The 15349-nt window shown below is 70.9% G+C and carries 18 protein-coding genes; 3 read left to right on the top strand and 15 right to left on the bottom strand.

The genetic code is table 11. From position 1 onward, the window contains the following. Positions 1-4: 4 nt before the first annotated feature. The 3 genes from alr to ACZ4Z4_RS30110 form a co-directional block, all read right to left on the bottom strand. On the bottom strand, positions 5-1165 hold the full coding sequence (gene alr, locus ACZ4Z4_RS30120) for an alanine racemase (RefSeq protein WP_468334108.1): 1161 nt from the start codon (positions 1163-1165) through the stop codon (positions 5-7). Between the two features lie 96 nt (positions 1166-1261). Then, the gene (locus ACZ4Z4_RS30115) at positions 1262-2695 is read right to left on the bottom strand and encodes an NAD(P)H-hydrate dehydratase (RefSeq protein ID WP_468334105.1); all 1434 of its coding nucleotides are present in this window, start codon (positions 2693-2695) and stop codon (positions 1262-1264) included. 28 nt (positions 2696-2723) lie between these two features. Then, positions 2724-3092, bottom strand: a complete 369-nt coding sequence (locus ACZ4Z4_RS30110) for a holo-ACP synthase (protein WP_468334102.1) — start codon at positions 3090-3092, stop codon at positions 2724-2726. A 117-nt stretch (positions 3093-3209) separates the two neighbouring features. Here ACZ4Z4_RS30110 and coaA point away from each other — a divergent pair, with 117 nt between their 5' ends. Together coaA and ACZ4Z4_RS30100 are read left to right on the top strand one after the other, a co-directional pair. Further along, positions 3210-4190, top strand: coding sequence for a type I pantothenate kinase (gene coaA / locus ACZ4Z4_RS30105; protein WP_468334099.1), 981 nt, complete (start codon positions 3210-3212; stop codon positions 4188-4190). Positions 4191-4233: 43 nt separating this feature from the next. Beyond that, a complete protein-coding gene (locus tag ACZ4Z4_RS30100) occupies positions 4234-5199 on the top strand; it encodes a DUF389 domain-containing protein (RefSeq protein WP_468334096.1) in 966 nt (321 codons plus the stop codon). Here ACZ4Z4_RS30100 and glmM read toward each other — a convergent pair. From glmM to ACZ4Z4_RS30080, 4 genes are all read right to left on the bottom strand, one after another. Beyond that, positions 5196-6563: a phosphoglucosamine mutase gene (gene glmM, locus ACZ4Z4_RS30095; RefSeq protein WP_468334093.1), complete on the bottom strand. Its 1368-nt coding sequence runs from the start codon at positions 6561-6563 to the stop codon at positions 5196-5198. The genes ACZ4Z4_RS30100 and glmM overlap by 4 nt on opposite strands. Positions 6564-6701: 138 nt before the next feature. Beyond that, complete coding sequence (gene rpsI / locus ACZ4Z4_RS30090; protein ID WP_150185750.1) at positions 6702-7223, bottom strand: 30S ribosomal protein S9; 522 nt, start codon at positions 7221-7223, stop codon at positions 6702-6704. 42 nt (positions 7224-7265) lie between these two features. Beyond that, on the bottom strand, positions 7266-7709 hold the full coding sequence (gene rplM, locus ACZ4Z4_RS30085; RefSeq protein WP_363247980.1) for a 50S ribosomal protein L13: 444 nt from the start codon (positions 7707-7709) through the stop codon (positions 7266-7268). A 210-nt stretch (positions 7710-7919) separates the two neighbouring features. Beyond that, entirely contained in the window at positions 7920-9116 is a 1197-nt protein-coding gene (locus tag ACZ4Z4_RS30080) for a glycosyltransferase family 87 protein (RefSeq protein ID WP_468334089.1), read from the bottom strand. Between the two features lie 74 nt (positions 9117-9190). On the opposite strand from ACZ4Z4_RS30080, the gene ACZ4Z4_RS30075 reads away from it, so the two are divergent. After that, positions 9191-10057 (top strand): hypothetical protein, encoded by an 867-nt coding sequence (locus ACZ4Z4_RS30075; protein WP_468334086.1) that lies wholly within the window; start codon positions 9191-9193, stop codon positions 10055-10057. A 15-nt stretch (positions 10058-10072) separates the two neighbouring features. Here ACZ4Z4_RS30075 and truA read toward each other — a convergent pair whose 3' ends face one another. From truA to map, 8 genes are all read right to left on the bottom strand, one after another. Continuing rightward, positions 10073-10927 carry a tRNA pseudouridine(38-40) synthase TruA gene (gene truA / locus ACZ4Z4_RS30070; RefSeq protein ID WP_468334083.1) on the bottom strand — a complete coding sequence of 285 codons (855 nt, stop codon included), beginning with the start codon at positions 10925-10927 and terminating at the stop codon, positions 10073-10075. A 144-nt stretch (positions 10928-11071) separates the two neighbouring features. After that, complete coding sequence (gene rplQ / locus ACZ4Z4_RS30065) at positions 11072-11572, bottom strand: 50S ribosomal protein L17 (protein ID WP_468334080.1); 501 nt, start codon at positions 11570-11572, stop codon at positions 11072-11074. A gap of 137 nt (positions 11573-11709) precedes the next feature. Continuing rightward, a complete protein-coding gene (locus ACZ4Z4_RS30060; RefSeq protein WP_016645160.1) occupies positions 11710-12732 on the bottom strand; it encodes a DNA-directed RNA polymerase subunit alpha in 1023 nt (340 codons plus the stop codon). A 120-nt stretch (positions 12733-12852) separates the two neighbouring features. Next, complete coding sequence (gene rpsK / locus ACZ4Z4_RS30055) at positions 12853-13257, bottom strand: 30S ribosomal protein S11 (protein ID WP_003948617.1); 405 nt, start codon at positions 13255-13257, stop codon at positions 12853-12855. A 65-nt stretch (positions 13258-13322) separates the two neighbouring features. After that, positions 13323-13703, bottom strand: a complete 381-nt coding sequence (rpsM, locus tag ACZ4Z4_RS30050) for a 30S ribosomal protein S13 (RefSeq protein ID WP_030782528.1) — start codon at positions 13701-13703, stop codon at positions 13323-13325. A gap of 190 nt (positions 13704-13893) precedes the next feature. Further along, on the bottom strand, positions 13894-14007 hold the full coding sequence (gene rpmJ, locus ACZ4Z4_RS30045) for a 50S ribosomal protein L36 (RefSeq protein WP_003948619.1): 114 nt from the start codon (positions 14005-14007) through the stop codon (positions 13894-13896). 58 nt (positions 14008-14065) lie between these two features. Further along, a complete protein-coding gene (gene infA, locus ACZ4Z4_RS30040; RefSeq protein ID WP_003948620.1) occupies positions 14066-14287 on the bottom strand; it encodes a translation initiation factor IF-1 in 222 nt (73 codons plus the stop codon). Between the two features lie 169 nt (positions 14288-14456). Next, positions 14457-15293 (bottom strand): type I methionyl aminopeptidase, encoded by an 837-nt coding sequence (map, locus tag ACZ4Z4_RS30035; protein WP_468334077.1) that lies wholly within the window; start codon positions 15291-15293, stop codon positions 14457-14459. Positions 15294-15349 lie beyond the last annotated feature (56 nt).

The raw sequence follows: 15349 nt of genomic DNA, 5'->3' as shown, positions 1-15349 counted from the left end.
CTCGTCAGTTCCCGGTGTCGTCAGGCCGCTCGTTCACGTGGACGCGCGGGACGCGCGATCCGATGCGGGTGACGATCTCGTACGCGATGGTGCCCGCGGCCTGCGCCCAGTCCTCGGCGGTCGGCTCGCCGCGGTCGCCGGGGCCGAACAGCACCGCCTCCGCGCCCACTTCGGGCTCGTCCCCGCCGAGGTCCACCACGAACTGGTCCATCGCGACCCGGCCCGCGACCCTCCGCAGCTTGCCGTCGACGAGCACCGGGCCCGTGCCGGAGGCGTGCCGCGGGATGCCGTCGCCGTACCCCGCGGGGACGAGGCCGAGGGTCGTCTCGCCGGGGGTGACGTAGTGATGGCCGTAGCTCACGCCGTGGCCGGCCGGGGCGTGCTTCACATGGGCGAGCGAGGCGGTGAGCGTCATGACGGGCCGCAGCCCGAAGTCCTCGGGGGTGCCGACCTCGGGGCTCGGCGAGACGCCGTACATCGCGATGCCGGGCCGCACGAGGTCGAAGTGCGTCTCCGGGAGCGTCAGGGTCCCCGGCGAGTTGGCGATGTGCCGCACCTCGGGCCGTACGCCCATCTCCTCGGCCTGCGCCACCATGTCGCGGAAGACCGTGAGCTGACCGGCGATCGAGGGGTGCCCCGGCTCGTCGGCGCACGCGAAGTGCGACCAGAGGCCGGTGACGCGGACCAGCCCCTCGGCCTCGGCGCGCAGGGCCCGCTCGACGAGCTCGGGCCAGTCGGCCGGCATGCAGCCGTTCCGCCCGAGGCCGGTGTCGGCCTTCAGCTGGATACGGGCGGTCCGCCCCGCCGCACGCGCGGCGGCCGTCACCTCGTCCAGCGCCCACAGGGCGCTCACCGACATGTCCAGATCGGCCTCGACGCCCTCGCGCCAAGGCCCGCCCGGCGTCCACAGCCAGCACATGATCCGCCCCGGCAGACCCGCGGCACGCAGCGCGAGGGCCTCCTCGGGGGTCGCGGTGCCTGTCCAAGTGGCGCCGGCCTGGCGGGCGGCCTTGGCACAGGGCACCATTCCGTGGCCGTACGCGTCGGCCTTCACCACGGCCATGAACGCGGCGCCCGGCGCGTGGGCGCGCAGCGCGCGCACGTTGGCGCGGAGGGCGGCGAGGTCGATCTCGGCGCGGACACGGAAAGGTGCTGTCTCGTTCATCGCGGACAAGTGTCTCAGAGCCCGCCGACAGCCCCCGCTCGCGCGGGCCCTGAACGCCCCGCGAGCAGCGCCCCGCCACCCCGGACCCGCCCCTGCCTACGCCCCCCTGACCTCCCGCCACACGGCAGGGATCGCCTCGGCCACGTCCTGTGCCGCCGCGGGAGCGCCGTCCGCCGCGTGGCGGCCGGCGAGGCCGTGCAGATACGCGCCGACGGACCCCGCGTCCCGCGCGTCGAGGCCGGCCGCCAGCAGGGAGCCGGCGAGCCCGGACAGCACGTCGCCGCTGCCCGCGGTGGCGAGCCAGGCTGTCCCGGTCGGGTTGACGCGCACGGCCCCCGCCTCCGAGGCGACCAGGGTCGTGGACCCCTTCAGCAGCGCTGTCGCCCCGTACCGCCGCGCCAGCTCCCGTACGGCGGAGAGGCGCCCCGCCTCGACCTCCTCGCGGGCGACGCCGAGCAGGGCGGCGGCCTCCCCCGCGTGCGGGGTGAGCAGCGTCGGAGCACCGCGCTCCCGCACCGCGCGCTCCCCGGCGAGCCGCAGCCCGTCGGCGTCGATCAGCACCGGCACATCGGCGGCCAGGACCTCGTCCAGCCGCTCCCCGTCGTCCCCGAGCCCCGGCCCCACGACCCACGCCTGCACGCGCCCGGCCTTCGACGGCGGCCCCGCGGACACCAGGGTCTCGGGGAAGCGTGCGAGGACGGCGTCCGCGGCGGGCCCCACGTACCGCACGGCACCCGCGCCGCCGCGCAGGGCCCCCGCCACGGCGAGGACCGCGGCGCCCGGATACCGGGCGGACCCGGCGACGACCCCCACCACCCCCCGCCGGTACTTGTCGCTCTCCCCACCGGGCACGGGCAGCAGCCGGGAGACGTCCGCGAATTGCAGGGCCTCCAACTCCGCCTCTTCGGCGGGCAGTCCGAGCCCGATGTCCACGAGCCGCACGGCACCGGCGTGCTCCCGCCCGGGATCGACCAGCAGCCCCGGCTTGTACGCCCCGAAGGTCACCGTCACATCGGCCCGCACCGCGTCCCCGCGCACCTCACCGGTGTCGGCGTCCACCCCGCTGGGCAGATCGACGGCGACGACCAGCGCGTCCCGGGCAGCCGCGACGAGCGCCGCGGCGCGCTCCCGCAGCCCGCCCCACCCGCCGATCCCCACGATCCCGTCGACCACGAGATGCGCCCCGCGAACCAGCCCCTCGGCCCGCGGGTCCGCGGCCTCCACCACCGAGCCGCCGGCCCTCCGCAGCGCGGCGAGCCCACCGGCATGCGCCCGTCCCGGGTCGAGCAGCACGGCGCCGACCCCGGCCCCCCTCCGCGCCAGCCGGGCCCCGGCGTACAGGGCGTCGCCTCCGTTGTCCCCGCTGCCCACCTGCAGCGTGACTCTCGATCCGTACACCTTGCCGAGCAGCTGCGCGCACTCGGCGGCGAGCCCCGCCGCCGCGCGCTGCATCAGCACACCTTCGGGCCCCCGCGCCATGGCGGCGCGCTCACCCGCCCGGACCCTCTCCACGCCATACGCAGTACGCATCCCCCCAGTCTCCCCCGCCGGGCGCCCCCTACCCCTCCGCCACCACCACCGCGGAGGCAACCCCCGCGTCATGGCTCAGCGACACGTGCCAGGCCCGGACCCCCAGCGCGGAGGCCCGCTCGGCGACGGTCCCCCGCACCCGCACCCGCGGCTGCCCGCTCTCCTCCACGTACACCTCGGCGTCCGTCCACCGAAGCCCCGCGGGCGCCCCCAGCGCCTTCGCCAGCGCCTCCTTCGCCGCGAACCGCGCCGCCAGCGACGCGATCCCCCGCCGCTCACCACCCGGCAGCAGCAACTCACTCGCCACGAACAGCCGGTCGGCCATCCCGGGCGTCCGCTCCAGCGCCGCCCCGAACCGCTCGATCTCCGCCACGTCGATGCCAACCCCGATAATCACCGGCTCAGCCTGACACAACCCCCCGGCCCGAGCGGCGGGTGACGTACCCCACCCTCCACCCACCACCCCATCCCGTTCAACCAGCCGTAACAATGGAACGTGATCTCTTCGGTCTCTGTGCCTTCGACGGCACCGCGGAGCGCCCACCGGCCCAAGCCGGAGGCGACTCCCTACGTCGACCTCACTCGCGCCGAGTGGAGCGCGCTTCGCGAGAAGACGCCTCTGCCCCTGACAGCGGAGGAGGTGGAGCGGCTCCGCGGCCTCGGCGACGTCATCGACCTGGACGAGGTCCGCGACATCTACCTCCCGCTCTCCCGCCTCCTGAACCTCTACGTGGGCGCGACGGACGGCCTGCGCGGCGCCCTCAACACGTTCCTGGGCGAGAAGGGGTCCCAGTCCGGCACCCCCTTCGTCATAGGAGTCGCCGGTTCCGTGGCGGTCGGCAAGTCCACCGTCGCCCGCCTCCTCCAGGCGCTGCTCTCCCGCTGGCCGGAGCACCCGCGCGTGGAGCGGGTCACGACGGACGGCTTCCTGCTGCCCACCAAGGAGCTGGAGGCCCGCGGCCTGATGTCCCGCAAGGGCTTCCCCGAGTCGTACGACCGCCGCGCCCTCACCCGTTTCGTCGCGGACATCAAGGCCGGCAAGGACGAGGTCACCGCCCCCGTCTACTCGCACCTGATCTACGACATCGTCCCCGACCGCCGCCTCACGGTCCGCCGCCCGGACATCCTCATCGTCGAGGGCCTGAACGTCCTGCAACCCGCCCTCCCCGGCAAGGACGGCCGCACCCGCGTGGGCCTCGCGGACTACTTCGACTTCAGCGTGTACGTCGACGCCCGCGCCGACGACATCGAGCGCTGGTACCTGAACCGCTTCAAGAAGCTGCGCCAGACGGCGTTCCAGGACCCGTCCTCGTACTTCCGCAAGTACACCCAGGTGTCGGAGGAGGAGGCCCTCGACTACGCCCGCACGACCTGGCGCACGATCAACAAGCTCAACCTCGTCGAGAACGTGGCCCCGACCCGCAGCCGCGCCACGCTCGTCGTCCGCAAGGGCCCCGACCACAAGGTCCAGCGCCTGAGCCTGCGCAAGCTCTGAACGGCCCGCTCCCCGACAGCTCTCCCCCGGCTAACCTGCGCACATGCTGCACCTGCGCCTGATCACCCCGCCCGACAGAACCGACGCCGTGGTCCACCTGATCGAGCGGACGGTCGGCACCACCCACCTCGCGGTGCTCGCGGGCGCCGCCCGCAATCCCGCGGGCGACGTCGTCATGTGCGACGTGGCCCGGGAGGCGGGCGACGAGCTGATCGGCGGTCTGCGCGCGCTCGGCATCGACGAGTCGGGGTCGATCGCCGTCGAGAACATCGACCTGTCGCTCTCCCACCACGCGGACCGGGCGGAGGACGACGCGCCGGGCGAGGGGGCCGACGCGGTCCTCTGGGAGCAGCTGGCCGACGCGACGCACGAGGAGTCGACGCTCTCGGCCACGTACGTCACGTTCATCACGCTCGCCACGATGATCGCGGCCTGCGGCGTGGTCCTCGACAACGCGATCCTGATCGTGGGCGCGATGGCGGTGGGCCCGGAGTTCGGCCCGCTGGCCGGTGTCTGCACGGCCGTGGCCCAGCGCACGCCCCGCCTCGCCCTGCGCTCGCTGGCCGCCCTGCTCGTGGGCTTCGCGGCGGCGATGGTGGTGACGGTGGGGTTCAGCTACTTCATGGACGCGATGGACCTGTTCACGCGCGACGCACTGGAGTCGGAGCGCCCGAACACGAACTTCATCTACCGGCCCGACTGGTTCTCGTTCGTCGTGGCGGTCCTCGCGGGCTCGGCGGGCATGCTCTCGCTCACCTCGGCGAAGTCGGGCGCCCTGGTCGGTGTGGCGATCTCCGTCACGACGGTCCCCGCGGCGGCGAACGCGGCGGTCGCCTTCAGCTACTCCGAGTACAAGCAGGCCTGGGGCTCCACCGAGCAGCTGCTCCTCAATCTGCTCGGCATCGTCCTCGCCGGCACGCTCACGCTGCTGATCCAGAAACTCCTCTGGTCCACACAGCGCGAGCGCACCGCACGGCGCGAGCGCACCGCGAAATCACCGCGCGTCTAGCCGAGCGCCGACTTCACCACATCGGCGAGCCGGCCGGCGACGGACCGGGCCTGCTCGATGTCGGCGGCCTCGACCATGACCCGCACCAGCGGCTCGGTCCCGGAGGGGCGCAGCAGCACGCGTCCCGTGGAGCCCAGCTCACGCTCGGCCTCGGTGACGGCGGCGGAGAGCTCCGCGGAGGTCTTCACGCGCGACTTGTCGACGTCGGGCACGTTGATCAGGACCTGCGGGAGCCGCTCCATGACGCTCGCGAGCTCCGCGAGGGACCGCCCCGTCTCGGCGACCCGGGCCGCGAGCAGCAGTCCGGTCAGCGTGCCGTCACCGGTCGTGGCGTGGTCCAGGACGATGACGTGCCCGGACTGCTCGCCGCCGAGGGCGAAGCCGTGCTCCTTCATCGCCTCAAGCACGTACCGGTCGCCGACGGCGGTCTGCACCAGGGAGAGCCCCTGGCCCTCCATGGCGAGCTTGAAGCCGAGGTTGGACATGACCGTGGCGACAACGGTGTCGTGGCGCAGCGTGCCGTGCTCGCGCATGGCGAGGGCGAGCACGGCGAGGATCTGGTCGCCGTCGACCTCGGCGCCCGTGTGGTCCACGGCGAGGCACCGGTCGGCGTCCCCGTCGTGCGCGACGCCGAAGTCGGCCTTGTGCTCGACGACGGCGGCCTTGAGCAGGTCGAGGTGGGTGGACCCGCACCCGTCGTTGATGTTCAGGCCGTCGGGCTGGGCGCCGATCGTGATGACCTCGGCGCCGGCGCGGGCGAAGGCCTCGGGCGAGACGCGGGACGCGGCGCCGTGCGCCTCGTCGAGGACGATCTTCAGTCCGTCGAGGCGGTTGGGGAGGACGCCGATGAGGTGGGCGACGTACTGGTCGAGGCCCTGGTCGTACGCCTTCACGCGGCCGACGGCCGCGCCGGTGGGCCGCTGCCGGGGGGTGCCGGTGCGGCTCACGAACTGCTGGTCGTACTCGGCCTCGATGCGGTCCTCCAGCTCGTCGGCGAGCTTGTGGCCGCCGCGGGCGAAGAACTTGATGCCGTTGTCGGGCATGGCGTTGTGGCTGGCGGAGAGCATCACGCCGAGGTCGGCGCCCAGCGCCCCGGTGAGATGCGCCACCGCGGGGGTGGGCAGCACACCGACGCGCAGGACGTCCACACCCGCGCTGGCGAGACCCGCGACCACCGCTGCCTCCAGGAACTCCCCGGACGCGCGCGGGTCACGCCCGACCACCGCCACCGGGCGATGGCCTTCAAAGGTGCCCGCCTCGGCCAGTACGTGCGCCGCCGCCACGGAGAGTCCGAGCGCGAGCTCGGCCGTCAGATCCGCGTTGGCGACACCGCGCACGCCGTCCGTGCCGAAGAGTCGTCCCACTGCTGTCCTCCGAACGTTCCAGAAAAACGAATTGCCTCAGGGGTTCCTGCATGGTTCCTGCATGGTCCTGAATAGACGAACGCCCCGGCAGCACGGTGAGTGCCGCCGGGGCGAACGAAGAGTACGAGCAGGCAGCGATTAGCGCTTGCTGTACTGCGGAGCCTTGCGGGCCTTCTTGAGACCGGCCTTCTTGCGCTCGACCGCACGGTCGTCACGCTTCAGGTAACCGGCCTTCTTGAGGGCGCCGCGGTTGTTCTCGACGTCGGCCTCGTTCAGCGCGCGGGCGACACCGAGACGGAGCGCACCGGCCTGACCGGAGACGCCGCCACCCGAGATGCGGGCGATGACGTCGTAGCGGCCGTCGAGCTCGAGCACCTTGAAGGGCTCGTTGACTTCCTGCTGGTGGACCTTGTTCGGGAAGTAGTCCTCGAGCGTGCGCCCGTTGACCTTCCACTTGCCGGTGCCCGGGACGATCCGGACACGGGCGATCGCGTTCTTGCGACGGCCCAGGCCGGCGGCCGGCTGCGGGTCGCCGAAGCGCGCGGCGTTCGACTCCGAGGTGTACTCGCCCTCGACGGGCGCCTCGGACTCGGTGGTGTACTGCTCTACGTCGACACCCTCGGTCTCTTCGACCGGCTGCTCAACGGTGGTCTCGGCCACGATTCTCCTCAGATTTCTTTACGTCTTAGGGGGTGGCCGGAACTACTGCGCGACCTGGGTGATCTCGAACGGGACCGGCTGCTGAGCGCCGTGCGGGTGCTGGTCGCCCGCGTAGACCTTCAGCTTCGAGAGCATCTGACGGCCCAGGGTGTTCTTGGGGAGCATGCCCTTGACGGCCTTCTCGACAGCCTTCTCGGGGCTCTTCTCGAGGAGCTCGTCGTAACGGACGGAACGCAGACCACCCGGGTAGCCGGAGTGGCGGTACGCCATCTTCTGGGTCTTCTTGTTGCCCGACAGGTGAACCTTGTCGGCGTTGATGATGATGACGAAGTCACCGGTGTCAACGTGGGGGGCGTAGATCGGCTTGTGCTTGCCGCGCAGGAGGGTGGCAGCGGTGGTCGCCAGACGGCCCAGGACGATGTCCCGGGCGTCGATGACGTGCCACTGGCGGGTCACATCGCCGGGCTTGGGGCTGTACGTACGCACTTAGTAGCCTTCGCTTCTTCAGTGGATGGGGTCCAGACACACGGCACCCAGGAAGCGATCATGCAGCTGGGGCTCACAATGCCGGGGACGCTGCCCGTATGCGAGCCACTGGTAACTGCTCCAGGGAACCTACGTAAGGGCCCTTTCGCGTGAGATCGAGGACACCAATACGTATCAATCGTCGAGAGTACCCGTGCCGCCCCGTACGGGTCAAAACGCGGCCCTGGAGGCCGGCAGCGCGGGCTCCCTGCGCTCCCCCGGCACACCGGCGCGCGCCCCCCGCACACACGCCCACCCGGTCGCCCCCGCGAGCAGGCACAACGTCACCGCGTCCTTGAAGGCCCGCCGCGTCCCCGGCTCCAGCCACGGCCACGCGAACCCCGGCACCTGCGGCACCAGCGCCACCCAGAACCACGGGCTCCGCGCCGCCGCCCCCGCCGTCAGCGCCCCCGCGAGCAGCAGCGGAAGCACGACGAGCAGATAGTGGTCGTACGACGGACGGGAGACGAGGAAGGCGGAGAGCATCAGCATCACGGCACACTCCACCGTCCTCCCGGGCCCCTCGTCCCCCCGCCGCCACCGCCGCCGGGCGCACCACACCCCGGCCGCCGCCGCACACACGGCGACCAGCGTGGCGCCCGTCTGCGGCGCCCCGACCCGCGCGAGCACCGCGGACGGCGACGCCTCATAGAGACGTACGAACGAGTCCTCCCCGCGCAGCAGGAAGGGCAGCGTCCGCGTGAAGAACCCGGCGGGGTCCGGCATGACCAGCGCCGCGGCCGCCGAGACCAGGGCGGGCACCCCCACCGCGACCCCCAGCGCCCGCCACCTGCGCGCCAGGACGAAGAGCAGCACGACGGGCGCGAGCAGCGGCTTCACGGCGACGGCGGCGCCGACGACGAGCCCGGCCGCGACCCACCGGCCGCGGCACACGAGCAGCAGGGCGAGCGGCAGCGCGGCGGCGGAGCCGGCCGTCCAGTTGCCGAGCTGGACGAGGTGCCCGAAGGGCGCGAAGCCGAGCGCGAGCCCGAGCAGGCCGTACACCGCGAAGCGGCTGCGCCACGGCACCCCGTGGATCCGCAGGGCGCACGCCCACCCGGTGACGAGCCCGGCGGTCACGCCCGCGGGCACGAGGAACCGCACGACGTCCACGGGCAGCAGGGCCTGCGGCACCGCCGCGAGCACGGCGCCGGGGAGATAGAGGAAGTGCCGGTCGGCGTAGGGCGAGTGGCCGTCCAGCCACGCCTCGGCGGCCCGCACCACGATGTCGTTGTCCATGCCGCCGTCCGGCACGCGCAGCCCCACCCGGACCACCCCGGCGGCGAGCACCATCCCGAGCACCCACCGGACGTGCCACCCGGCCGGCTGCGACAACCATCCGCTAACCGCCGTTTTGCCCGTATTCATAGGGCTCAGGCTAGGCCGCGGAGCCCGCGCAACCCCCGCTCAACATCCCCGACAGCACGTCTAAGATGCGCCCCATGAGCTTTGGGCAAGGGGGACCTCAGTGGGGTCCGGGGGGAACGGGCGGACCCGGTGGCGGACCCGCGCCCGACTGGGCGGCGCTCGCCGAGGCCGCCGAGGCGCGCACCCGCCGCCGGAAGTGGCTGATGATCGGCGGCGGCGCGCTCGCCACCGTCGGCATCGCGGCCGCCGTGGCCATCACGGTCGTCTCCGCGAACAGCGACGACACCACCGCGTCGAACAAACCCGCGAGCGAACTGCCGACGGCCGCTGACATCCCCGGCGCGAGCAAGGACGCCGAACCTTCGTTCGAGGCCACCACGCCGCCGCCCCCGCCCAACCCCAAGGACTTCATCTCCAGCGCCAAGAAGGACAAGGCGCCGCTCACCCCCGAGGGCCTCTTCCCCGGCAAGTCCCTGCGCGCCGGCGAGCGCGTCTACAAGAAGGGCCCGACCGCGAGCACCAACCAGTGCGCGTCCGTCACCCAGCCCGCCCTCGGCTCCCTCCTCACCCAGCACGACTGCACCCGCCTGATCCGCGCCAGCTACATCAGGAACGGCATCGCCGTCACGGTCGGCGTCGCCGTCTTCGACACCGCGTCCGACGCCAAGAAGGTCAAGGACCAGGTGAAGAGGGGCCTCGTCGACTCCCTGTCCGGCAAGGGCGTGCCCGCCTTCTGCCGCACGGGCGTGTGCCGCGGCACCTACAACGCCTACGGCCGCTACGCCTACTTCACCACCACCGGCTACACCAGCGGCAAGAACGTGACGACGTCGGACCGCAAGGCCTACGGCGTCGGCGACGACCTGGCCCGCTTCGCCTTCCACCGCATCAACCAACGGGGCGAGGCCCAGGCGTCGGCCGCCGCCAACGCCCCGCAGTAGCGCCCCGGCCGGAGCTCAGCAGCACCCGGCCCCGGGCAGCGTCCGCTTGTTGCGCGCCTCCTTGCTGCGCGCGGCGAGCAGGTCGTCGGCGGGGTAGCCGACCTCTTCGAGCGTGAGGCCGTGCGGCCGTACGACGTGCACGGCGGAGTCCCGCACGCCCGCCGCGAGCACCTTCCCCGGCCACTCCACGGGCCGGTGCCCGTCCCCCACGAACAGCATGGCGCCGACCAGGGACCGCACCATGTTGTGGCAGAACGCGTCGGCCCGCACGGTCGCTTCGAGGATCCCGTCGGCCCGCCGCTCCCACCGCAGCTCCTGGAGCGTACGAATGGTCGTGGCGCCCTCACGCCGCTTGCAGTAGGCGGCGAAGTCGTGCTCGCCGATCAACCGCTCGGCGGCGGCGTTCATGGCGTCGAGGTCCAGCTCCCAGTCGTGCCACAGCACGTGCCCGCGCAGCAGCGGGTCGACGCCGCCGGGGTGGTCCGTCACGCGATAGGCGTACCGCCGCCACACCGCGGAGAACCGCGCGTTGAACCCGGCGGGCGCCTCGGCGACCTTCCACACCCGAACGTCGTGCGGCAGCCGCCCGGCGAGCCGGCGCAGCAGCTTGTCGCTGTGCTCGGCCCACACGTCCTCCGGCAGATCGACGTGGGCGACCTGCCCCCGTGCATGCACCCCACTGTCGGTGCGCCCCGCCACGGTCAGCTCGTACGTCTCCTGCGACCGCGTCACGGTCCGCAGCGCGGCCTCGATCTCTCCCTGGACGGTCCGCTGCCCCTGCCGCTGCTTGGCCCAGCCGGAGAAGTCCCTGCCGTCGTACGAAAGATCCAACCGCACCCGCACGAACCCGGGCTCTACTTCATCGCTCACACGTGGATCCTCTCAGGCAACGAAAAAAGCGGGCCTACCCCGGCAAGGGGGCGGGCCCGCGGCGCGCCCTGAAGGGGCGCGGGGAACTGCGCGACAAGCCACGGCGAGGCCGCAGCCGGCGCCGCGCAGTCCCCGGCAGAACGCTTACGCGTCCTTCGACTCCTCGGCCGGAGCCTCGGCTGCCTCGTCGGACTTGGCCTCGACGGCGTCGTCCTTCTTGAGGGCGTCTTCCTTGACGGCACGCTTCGTCGCCGCCTCGGCCTCACCGGTGGCCTCCTGGGCCACGGTCAGGGCCTCCACCAGCTCGATGATCGCCATGGGCGCGTTGTCGCCACGACGGTTACCGATCTTGGTGATACGGGTGTAGCCACCCGGGCGGTTCTCGTAGCGCGGGCCGATCTCCGTGAAGAGCGTGTGCACGATGCTCTTGTCGGTGATGACGGACAGCACCTGGCGGCGGTTGTGAAGGTCGCCCTTCTTCGCCTTGGTGACCAGACGCTCCGCGTACGGACGCAGACGGCGGGCCTTGGCCTCGGTCGTCGTGATCCGGCCGTGCTCGAAGAGCTGCTTGGCGAGGTTCGCCAGCAGAAGCTTCTCGTGCGCGGCGCTGCCGCCCAGACGGGCACCCTTGGTGGGCTTCGGCATGGTGTTTCTCCTAGTGATCTGCCCCGGCCGTATCAGGTACCGGGGTCAGTGGACCCGAGCCCCGTCAGGGGCGCGGGGAACTGCGCGAGCAACGACAACGCACGCGCAGCCAAAATCAAACCGTCAGTCCCGAGCTCTTAGTACTGCTCGGTCTCGACGAACCCGGCGTCGGCATCGTCATCCGCGCCGAAGGCGTCAGCGGCGGCGGTCGGGTCGAACCCGGGAGGCGAGTCCTTCAGCGCGAGGCCCATGCCATTGAGCTTCATCTTGACCTCGTCGATCGACTTCGCACCGAAGTTGCGGATGTCGAGCAGGTCCGCCTCGGAGCGCGCCACGAGCTCACCCACGGAGTGGATGCCCTCGCGCTTGAGGCAGTTGTACGACCGAACGGTGAGCTCCAGCTCCTCGATCGGCAGCGCCAGGTCGGCGGCGAGGGCGGCGTCCGTCGGGGACGGGCCCATGTCGATGCCCTCGGCGTCGATGTTGAGCTCACGGGCGAGACCGAAGAGCTCGACCAGCGTCTTGCCGGCGGAGGCCATGGCGTCACGCGGACGCATCGCCTGCTTGGTCTCGACGTCGACGATCAGCTTGTCGAAGTCGGTGCGCTGCTCGACACGGGTCGCCTCGACCTTGTACGTGACCTTGAGCACCGGCGAGTAGATGGAGTCGACCGGGATGCGGCCGATCTCCTGGCCGACCTGCTTGTTCTGCACGGCGGAGACGTAGCCGCGGCCGCGCTCGACGGTCAGCTCCATCTCCAGCTTGCCCTTGCCGTTGAGCGTGGCGAGGACGAGGTCGGGGTTGTGCACCTCGACACCGGCCGGGGGCGCGATGTCGGCGGCGGTGACCAGACCCGGACCCTGCTTGCGCAGGTACATCACGACGGGCTCGTCGTGCTCGCTGGAGACCACCAGCTGCTTGATGTTGAGGATGAGGTCGGTGACGTCTTCCTTGACACCCGGCACGGTGGTGAACTCGTGCAGGACACCGTCGATACGGATCGACGTGACCGCCGCACCCGGGATCGAGGAGAGAAGCGTCCGGCGGAGGGAGTTGCCGAGGGTGTAGCCGAAGCCCGGCTCCAGCGGCTCGATGACGAACCGCGAGCGGAACTCGTCGACGACCTCTTCGGTCAGCGACGGGCGCTGTGCAATAAGCATGAAGGAATCCTTCAGTCAGGGGCACCCACTATTTGATGCCCTGATTCGTTACAAGGGTACGGGCGATACGGCTCCGGAGAGCCGTACCGCCCGAATCCTCAGATCAAGCAGCAGCCGACGTCAGACGCGGCGGCGCTTGGGCGGACGGCAGCCGTTGTGCGGCGTGGGCGTCACGTCCTGGATCGAGCCGACCTCGAGGCCGGTCGCCTGGAGCGAACGGATGGCGGTCTCACGACCGGAACCCGGGCCCTTGACGAAGACGTCGACCTTGCGCATGCCGTGCTCCTGCGCGCGACGGGCAGCCGACTCGGCGGCCATCTGCGCGGCGAACGGCGTGGACTTGCGCGAGCCCTTGAAGCCGACGTGGCCGGCGGAGGCCCACGAGATCACGTTGCCGGTCGGGTCCGTGATGGACACGATCGTGTTGTTGAACGTGCTCTTGATGTGAGCGTGCCCGTGGGCGACGTTCTTCTTTTCCTTGCGGCGCACCTTCTTGGCAGCGCCCTGACGACCCTTGGGGGGCATCTATAACTCCTACGGGAGGTGGTCGGTCCTGCAGCGTCAGCTGTCGATAGACCGCTGAGCGAGGACTACTTCTTGCCCGGCTTCTTCTTACCGGCGATGGCGCGACGCGGGCCCTTGCGGGTGCGGGCGTTCGTGCTGGTGCGCTGACCACGGACGGGCAGGCCACGGCGGTGGCGCAGACCCTGGTAGCAGCCGATCTCGACCTTGCGACGGATGTCGGCCTGGATCTCGCGACGCAGGTCACCCTCGGTCTTGATGTTGGCGTCCACGTACTCGCGGATCTTGACGAGGTCTTCCTCGGTCAGGTCGCGGACGCGGGTGTTGCGGTCCACCTCGGTGGCGTCCAGCGTCTGCTGGGCCAGCGTGCGGCCGATGCCGAACACGTAGGTGAGGGCGACCTCGATGCGCTTTTCGCGCGGGAGGTCAACGCCTTCAACGCGTGCCATTCATGGCTCCTGTTGATTCTTCGGAGGTCTTCAGCAGAACCACTCCCAGCGGCCGTATGAGGTACCTACTGGGTCCCCGGCCTCCGACCGGGGGTGTCGCCCTCCATTACCTGAATGGAACTGAAGAGGGACGGGTCCTGCGTATCTACTTACTTGCGTCGCGCGAAAATCTGCGAACTGCAGTCGTGCGTCAGCCCTGGCGCTGCTTGTGGCGCGGGTTGTCGCAGATGATCATGACCCGGCCGTGACGGCGGATCACCCTGCACTTGTCGCAGATCTTCTTGACGCTCGGCTTGACCTTCATTGGGTGAGGTTCTCCGGGTCAGTGCCAGTACCCCGCGCGAGCGGGATGCGGGCAAGATCTACTTGTACCGGTAGACGATCCGGCCACGCGTCAGGTCGTACGGAGACAGCTCCACCACGACCCGGTCGTCAGGGAGGATGCGGATGTAGTGCATGCGCATCTTGCCGCTGATGTGTGCCAGGACCTGGTGGCCGTTCTGGAGCTCCACCTTGAACATGGCGTTCGGAAGAGACTCGACGACAGTGCCTTCGATCTCGATGGCACCTTGCTTCTTGGCCACGCTTCGCCCTTCGAATCGACTACCTTGATCGGCCGCGTACTTCCATGTCTCCGTACGGAGACACACGGATGCACGAGAGCCGACGCGTCAGTCTACGTCAGTGCACTCGGAAAGACGAATCGAGAAAGTCTGCCCCATGCCGTAGATCCTTAAGCAACGAGGGCACCCCTCAGCCCAGCGGGTCCGGCGCCGCCGTGACGCCGTACTCCGCCAGCTTCGCCTTGCCGCAGTCCGGGGCCGTCAGGACCAGCGGCCCCGCCTCCGTGAGGGCGACCGAGTGTTCCCAGTGCGAGGACCAGGTGCCGTCCGTGGTGATGACGGTCCAGTCGTCCTCCAGGACCTCCGTGCGGGGCGTGCCGAGGGAGACCATGGGCTCGATGGCCAGGCAGAAGCCGGGGACCAGCTTGGGGCCCTTGCCGCGCCGGCGCTCGACGTAGTTCAGGAGGTGGGGGTCCATGTGCATCTCGGTGCCGATGCCGTGGCCGCCGTAGTCCTCGACGATCCCGTACTTCCCGCCGCCCGGCTTCGGCTGGCGGCGGATGTACGTCTCGATGGCCCGGGAGATGTCCACCAGCCGGTTGCCCTGCTTCATGGCCGCGATACCGGCCCACATCGACTCCTCGGTCACCCGGGAGAGCTCGACCAGCTCCGGAGCGTGACCGGTACCCACGAACGCGGTGTAGGCCGCGTCACCGTGCCAGCCGTCGATGATCGCGCCGGCGTCGATGGAGATGATGTCGCCGTCCTTCAGGACGGTCTTGTCGTCCGGGATGCCGTGCACGACGACCTCGTTGACCGAGGTGCAGATCGTGGCGGGGAACCCGCCGTACCCCAGGAAGTTCGACTTCGCGCCGTGCTCGGCGATCACCTTGCGGGCGACGTCGTCGAGATCCTTCGTGGTGGCGCCGGGCACCGCGGCCTCCCGGGTCGCGGCGTGAATGGCGGCGACGACAAGGCCCGCCTCACGCATCTTCGCGATCTGCTCGGGGGTCTTGATCTGCACCATGGGGCTTCCGCTCTCCGTCATCCGTCCAACAACCGGCTACGTACGAACCGACTACG

It is taken from the genome of Streptomyces sp. NPDC030245 (assembly GCF_055572995.1).
This window is presented reverse-complemented; position numbering and strand designations above follow the sequence as displayed.

What these genes read in the sequence shown, in the direction of transcription:
- rplQ (WP_468334080.1), bottom strand. Translation starts at nt 11,572, where the DNA reads ATGCCGAAGCCCACCAAGGGTGCCCGTCTGGGCGGCAGCGCCGCGCAC.
- rpsK (WP_003948617.1), bottom strand. Translation starts at nt 13,257, where the DNA reads ATGCCCCCCAAGGGTCGTCAGGGCGCTGCCAAGAAGGTGCGCCGCAAG.
- map (WP_468334077.1), bottom strand. Translation starts at nt 15,293, where the DNA reads ATGGTGCAGATCAAGACCCCCGAGCAGATCGCGAAGATGCGTGAGGCG.
- alr (WP_468334108.1), bottom strand. Translation starts at nt 1,165, where the DNA reads ATGAACGAGACAGCACCTTTCCGTGTCCGCGCCGAGATCGACCTCGCC.
- ACZ4Z4_RS30060 (WP_016645160.1), bottom strand. Translation starts at nt 12,732, where the DNA reads ATGCTTATTGCACAGCGCCCGTCGCTGACCGAAGAGGTCGTCGACGAG.
- ACZ4Z4_RS30115 (WP_468334105.1), bottom strand. Translation starts at nt 2,695, where the DNA reads ATGCGTACTGCGTATGGCGTGGAGAGGGTCCGGGCGGGTGAGCGCGCC.
- rpmJ (WP_003948619.1), bottom strand. Translation starts at nt 14,007, where the DNA reads ATGAAGGTCAAGCCGAGCGTCAAGAAGATCTGCGACAAGTGCAGGGTG.
- ACZ4Z4_RS30075 (WP_468334086.1), top strand. Translation starts at nt 9,191, where the DNA reads ATGAGCTTTGGGCAAGGGGGACCTCAGTGGGGTCCGGGGGGAACGGGC.
- ACZ4Z4_RS30100 (WP_468334096.1), top strand. Translation starts at nt 4,234, where the DNA reads ATGCTGCACCTGCGCCTGATCACCCCGCCCGACAGAACCGACGCCGTG.
- ACZ4Z4_RS30080 (WP_468334089.1), bottom strand. Translation starts at nt 9,116, where the DNA reads ATGAATACGGGCAAAACGGCGGTTAGCGGATGGTTGTCGCAGCCGGCC.
- rpsM (WP_030782528.1), bottom strand. Translation starts at nt 13,703, where the DNA reads ATGGCACGCGTTGAAGGCGTTGACCTCCCGCGCGAAAAGCGCATCGAG.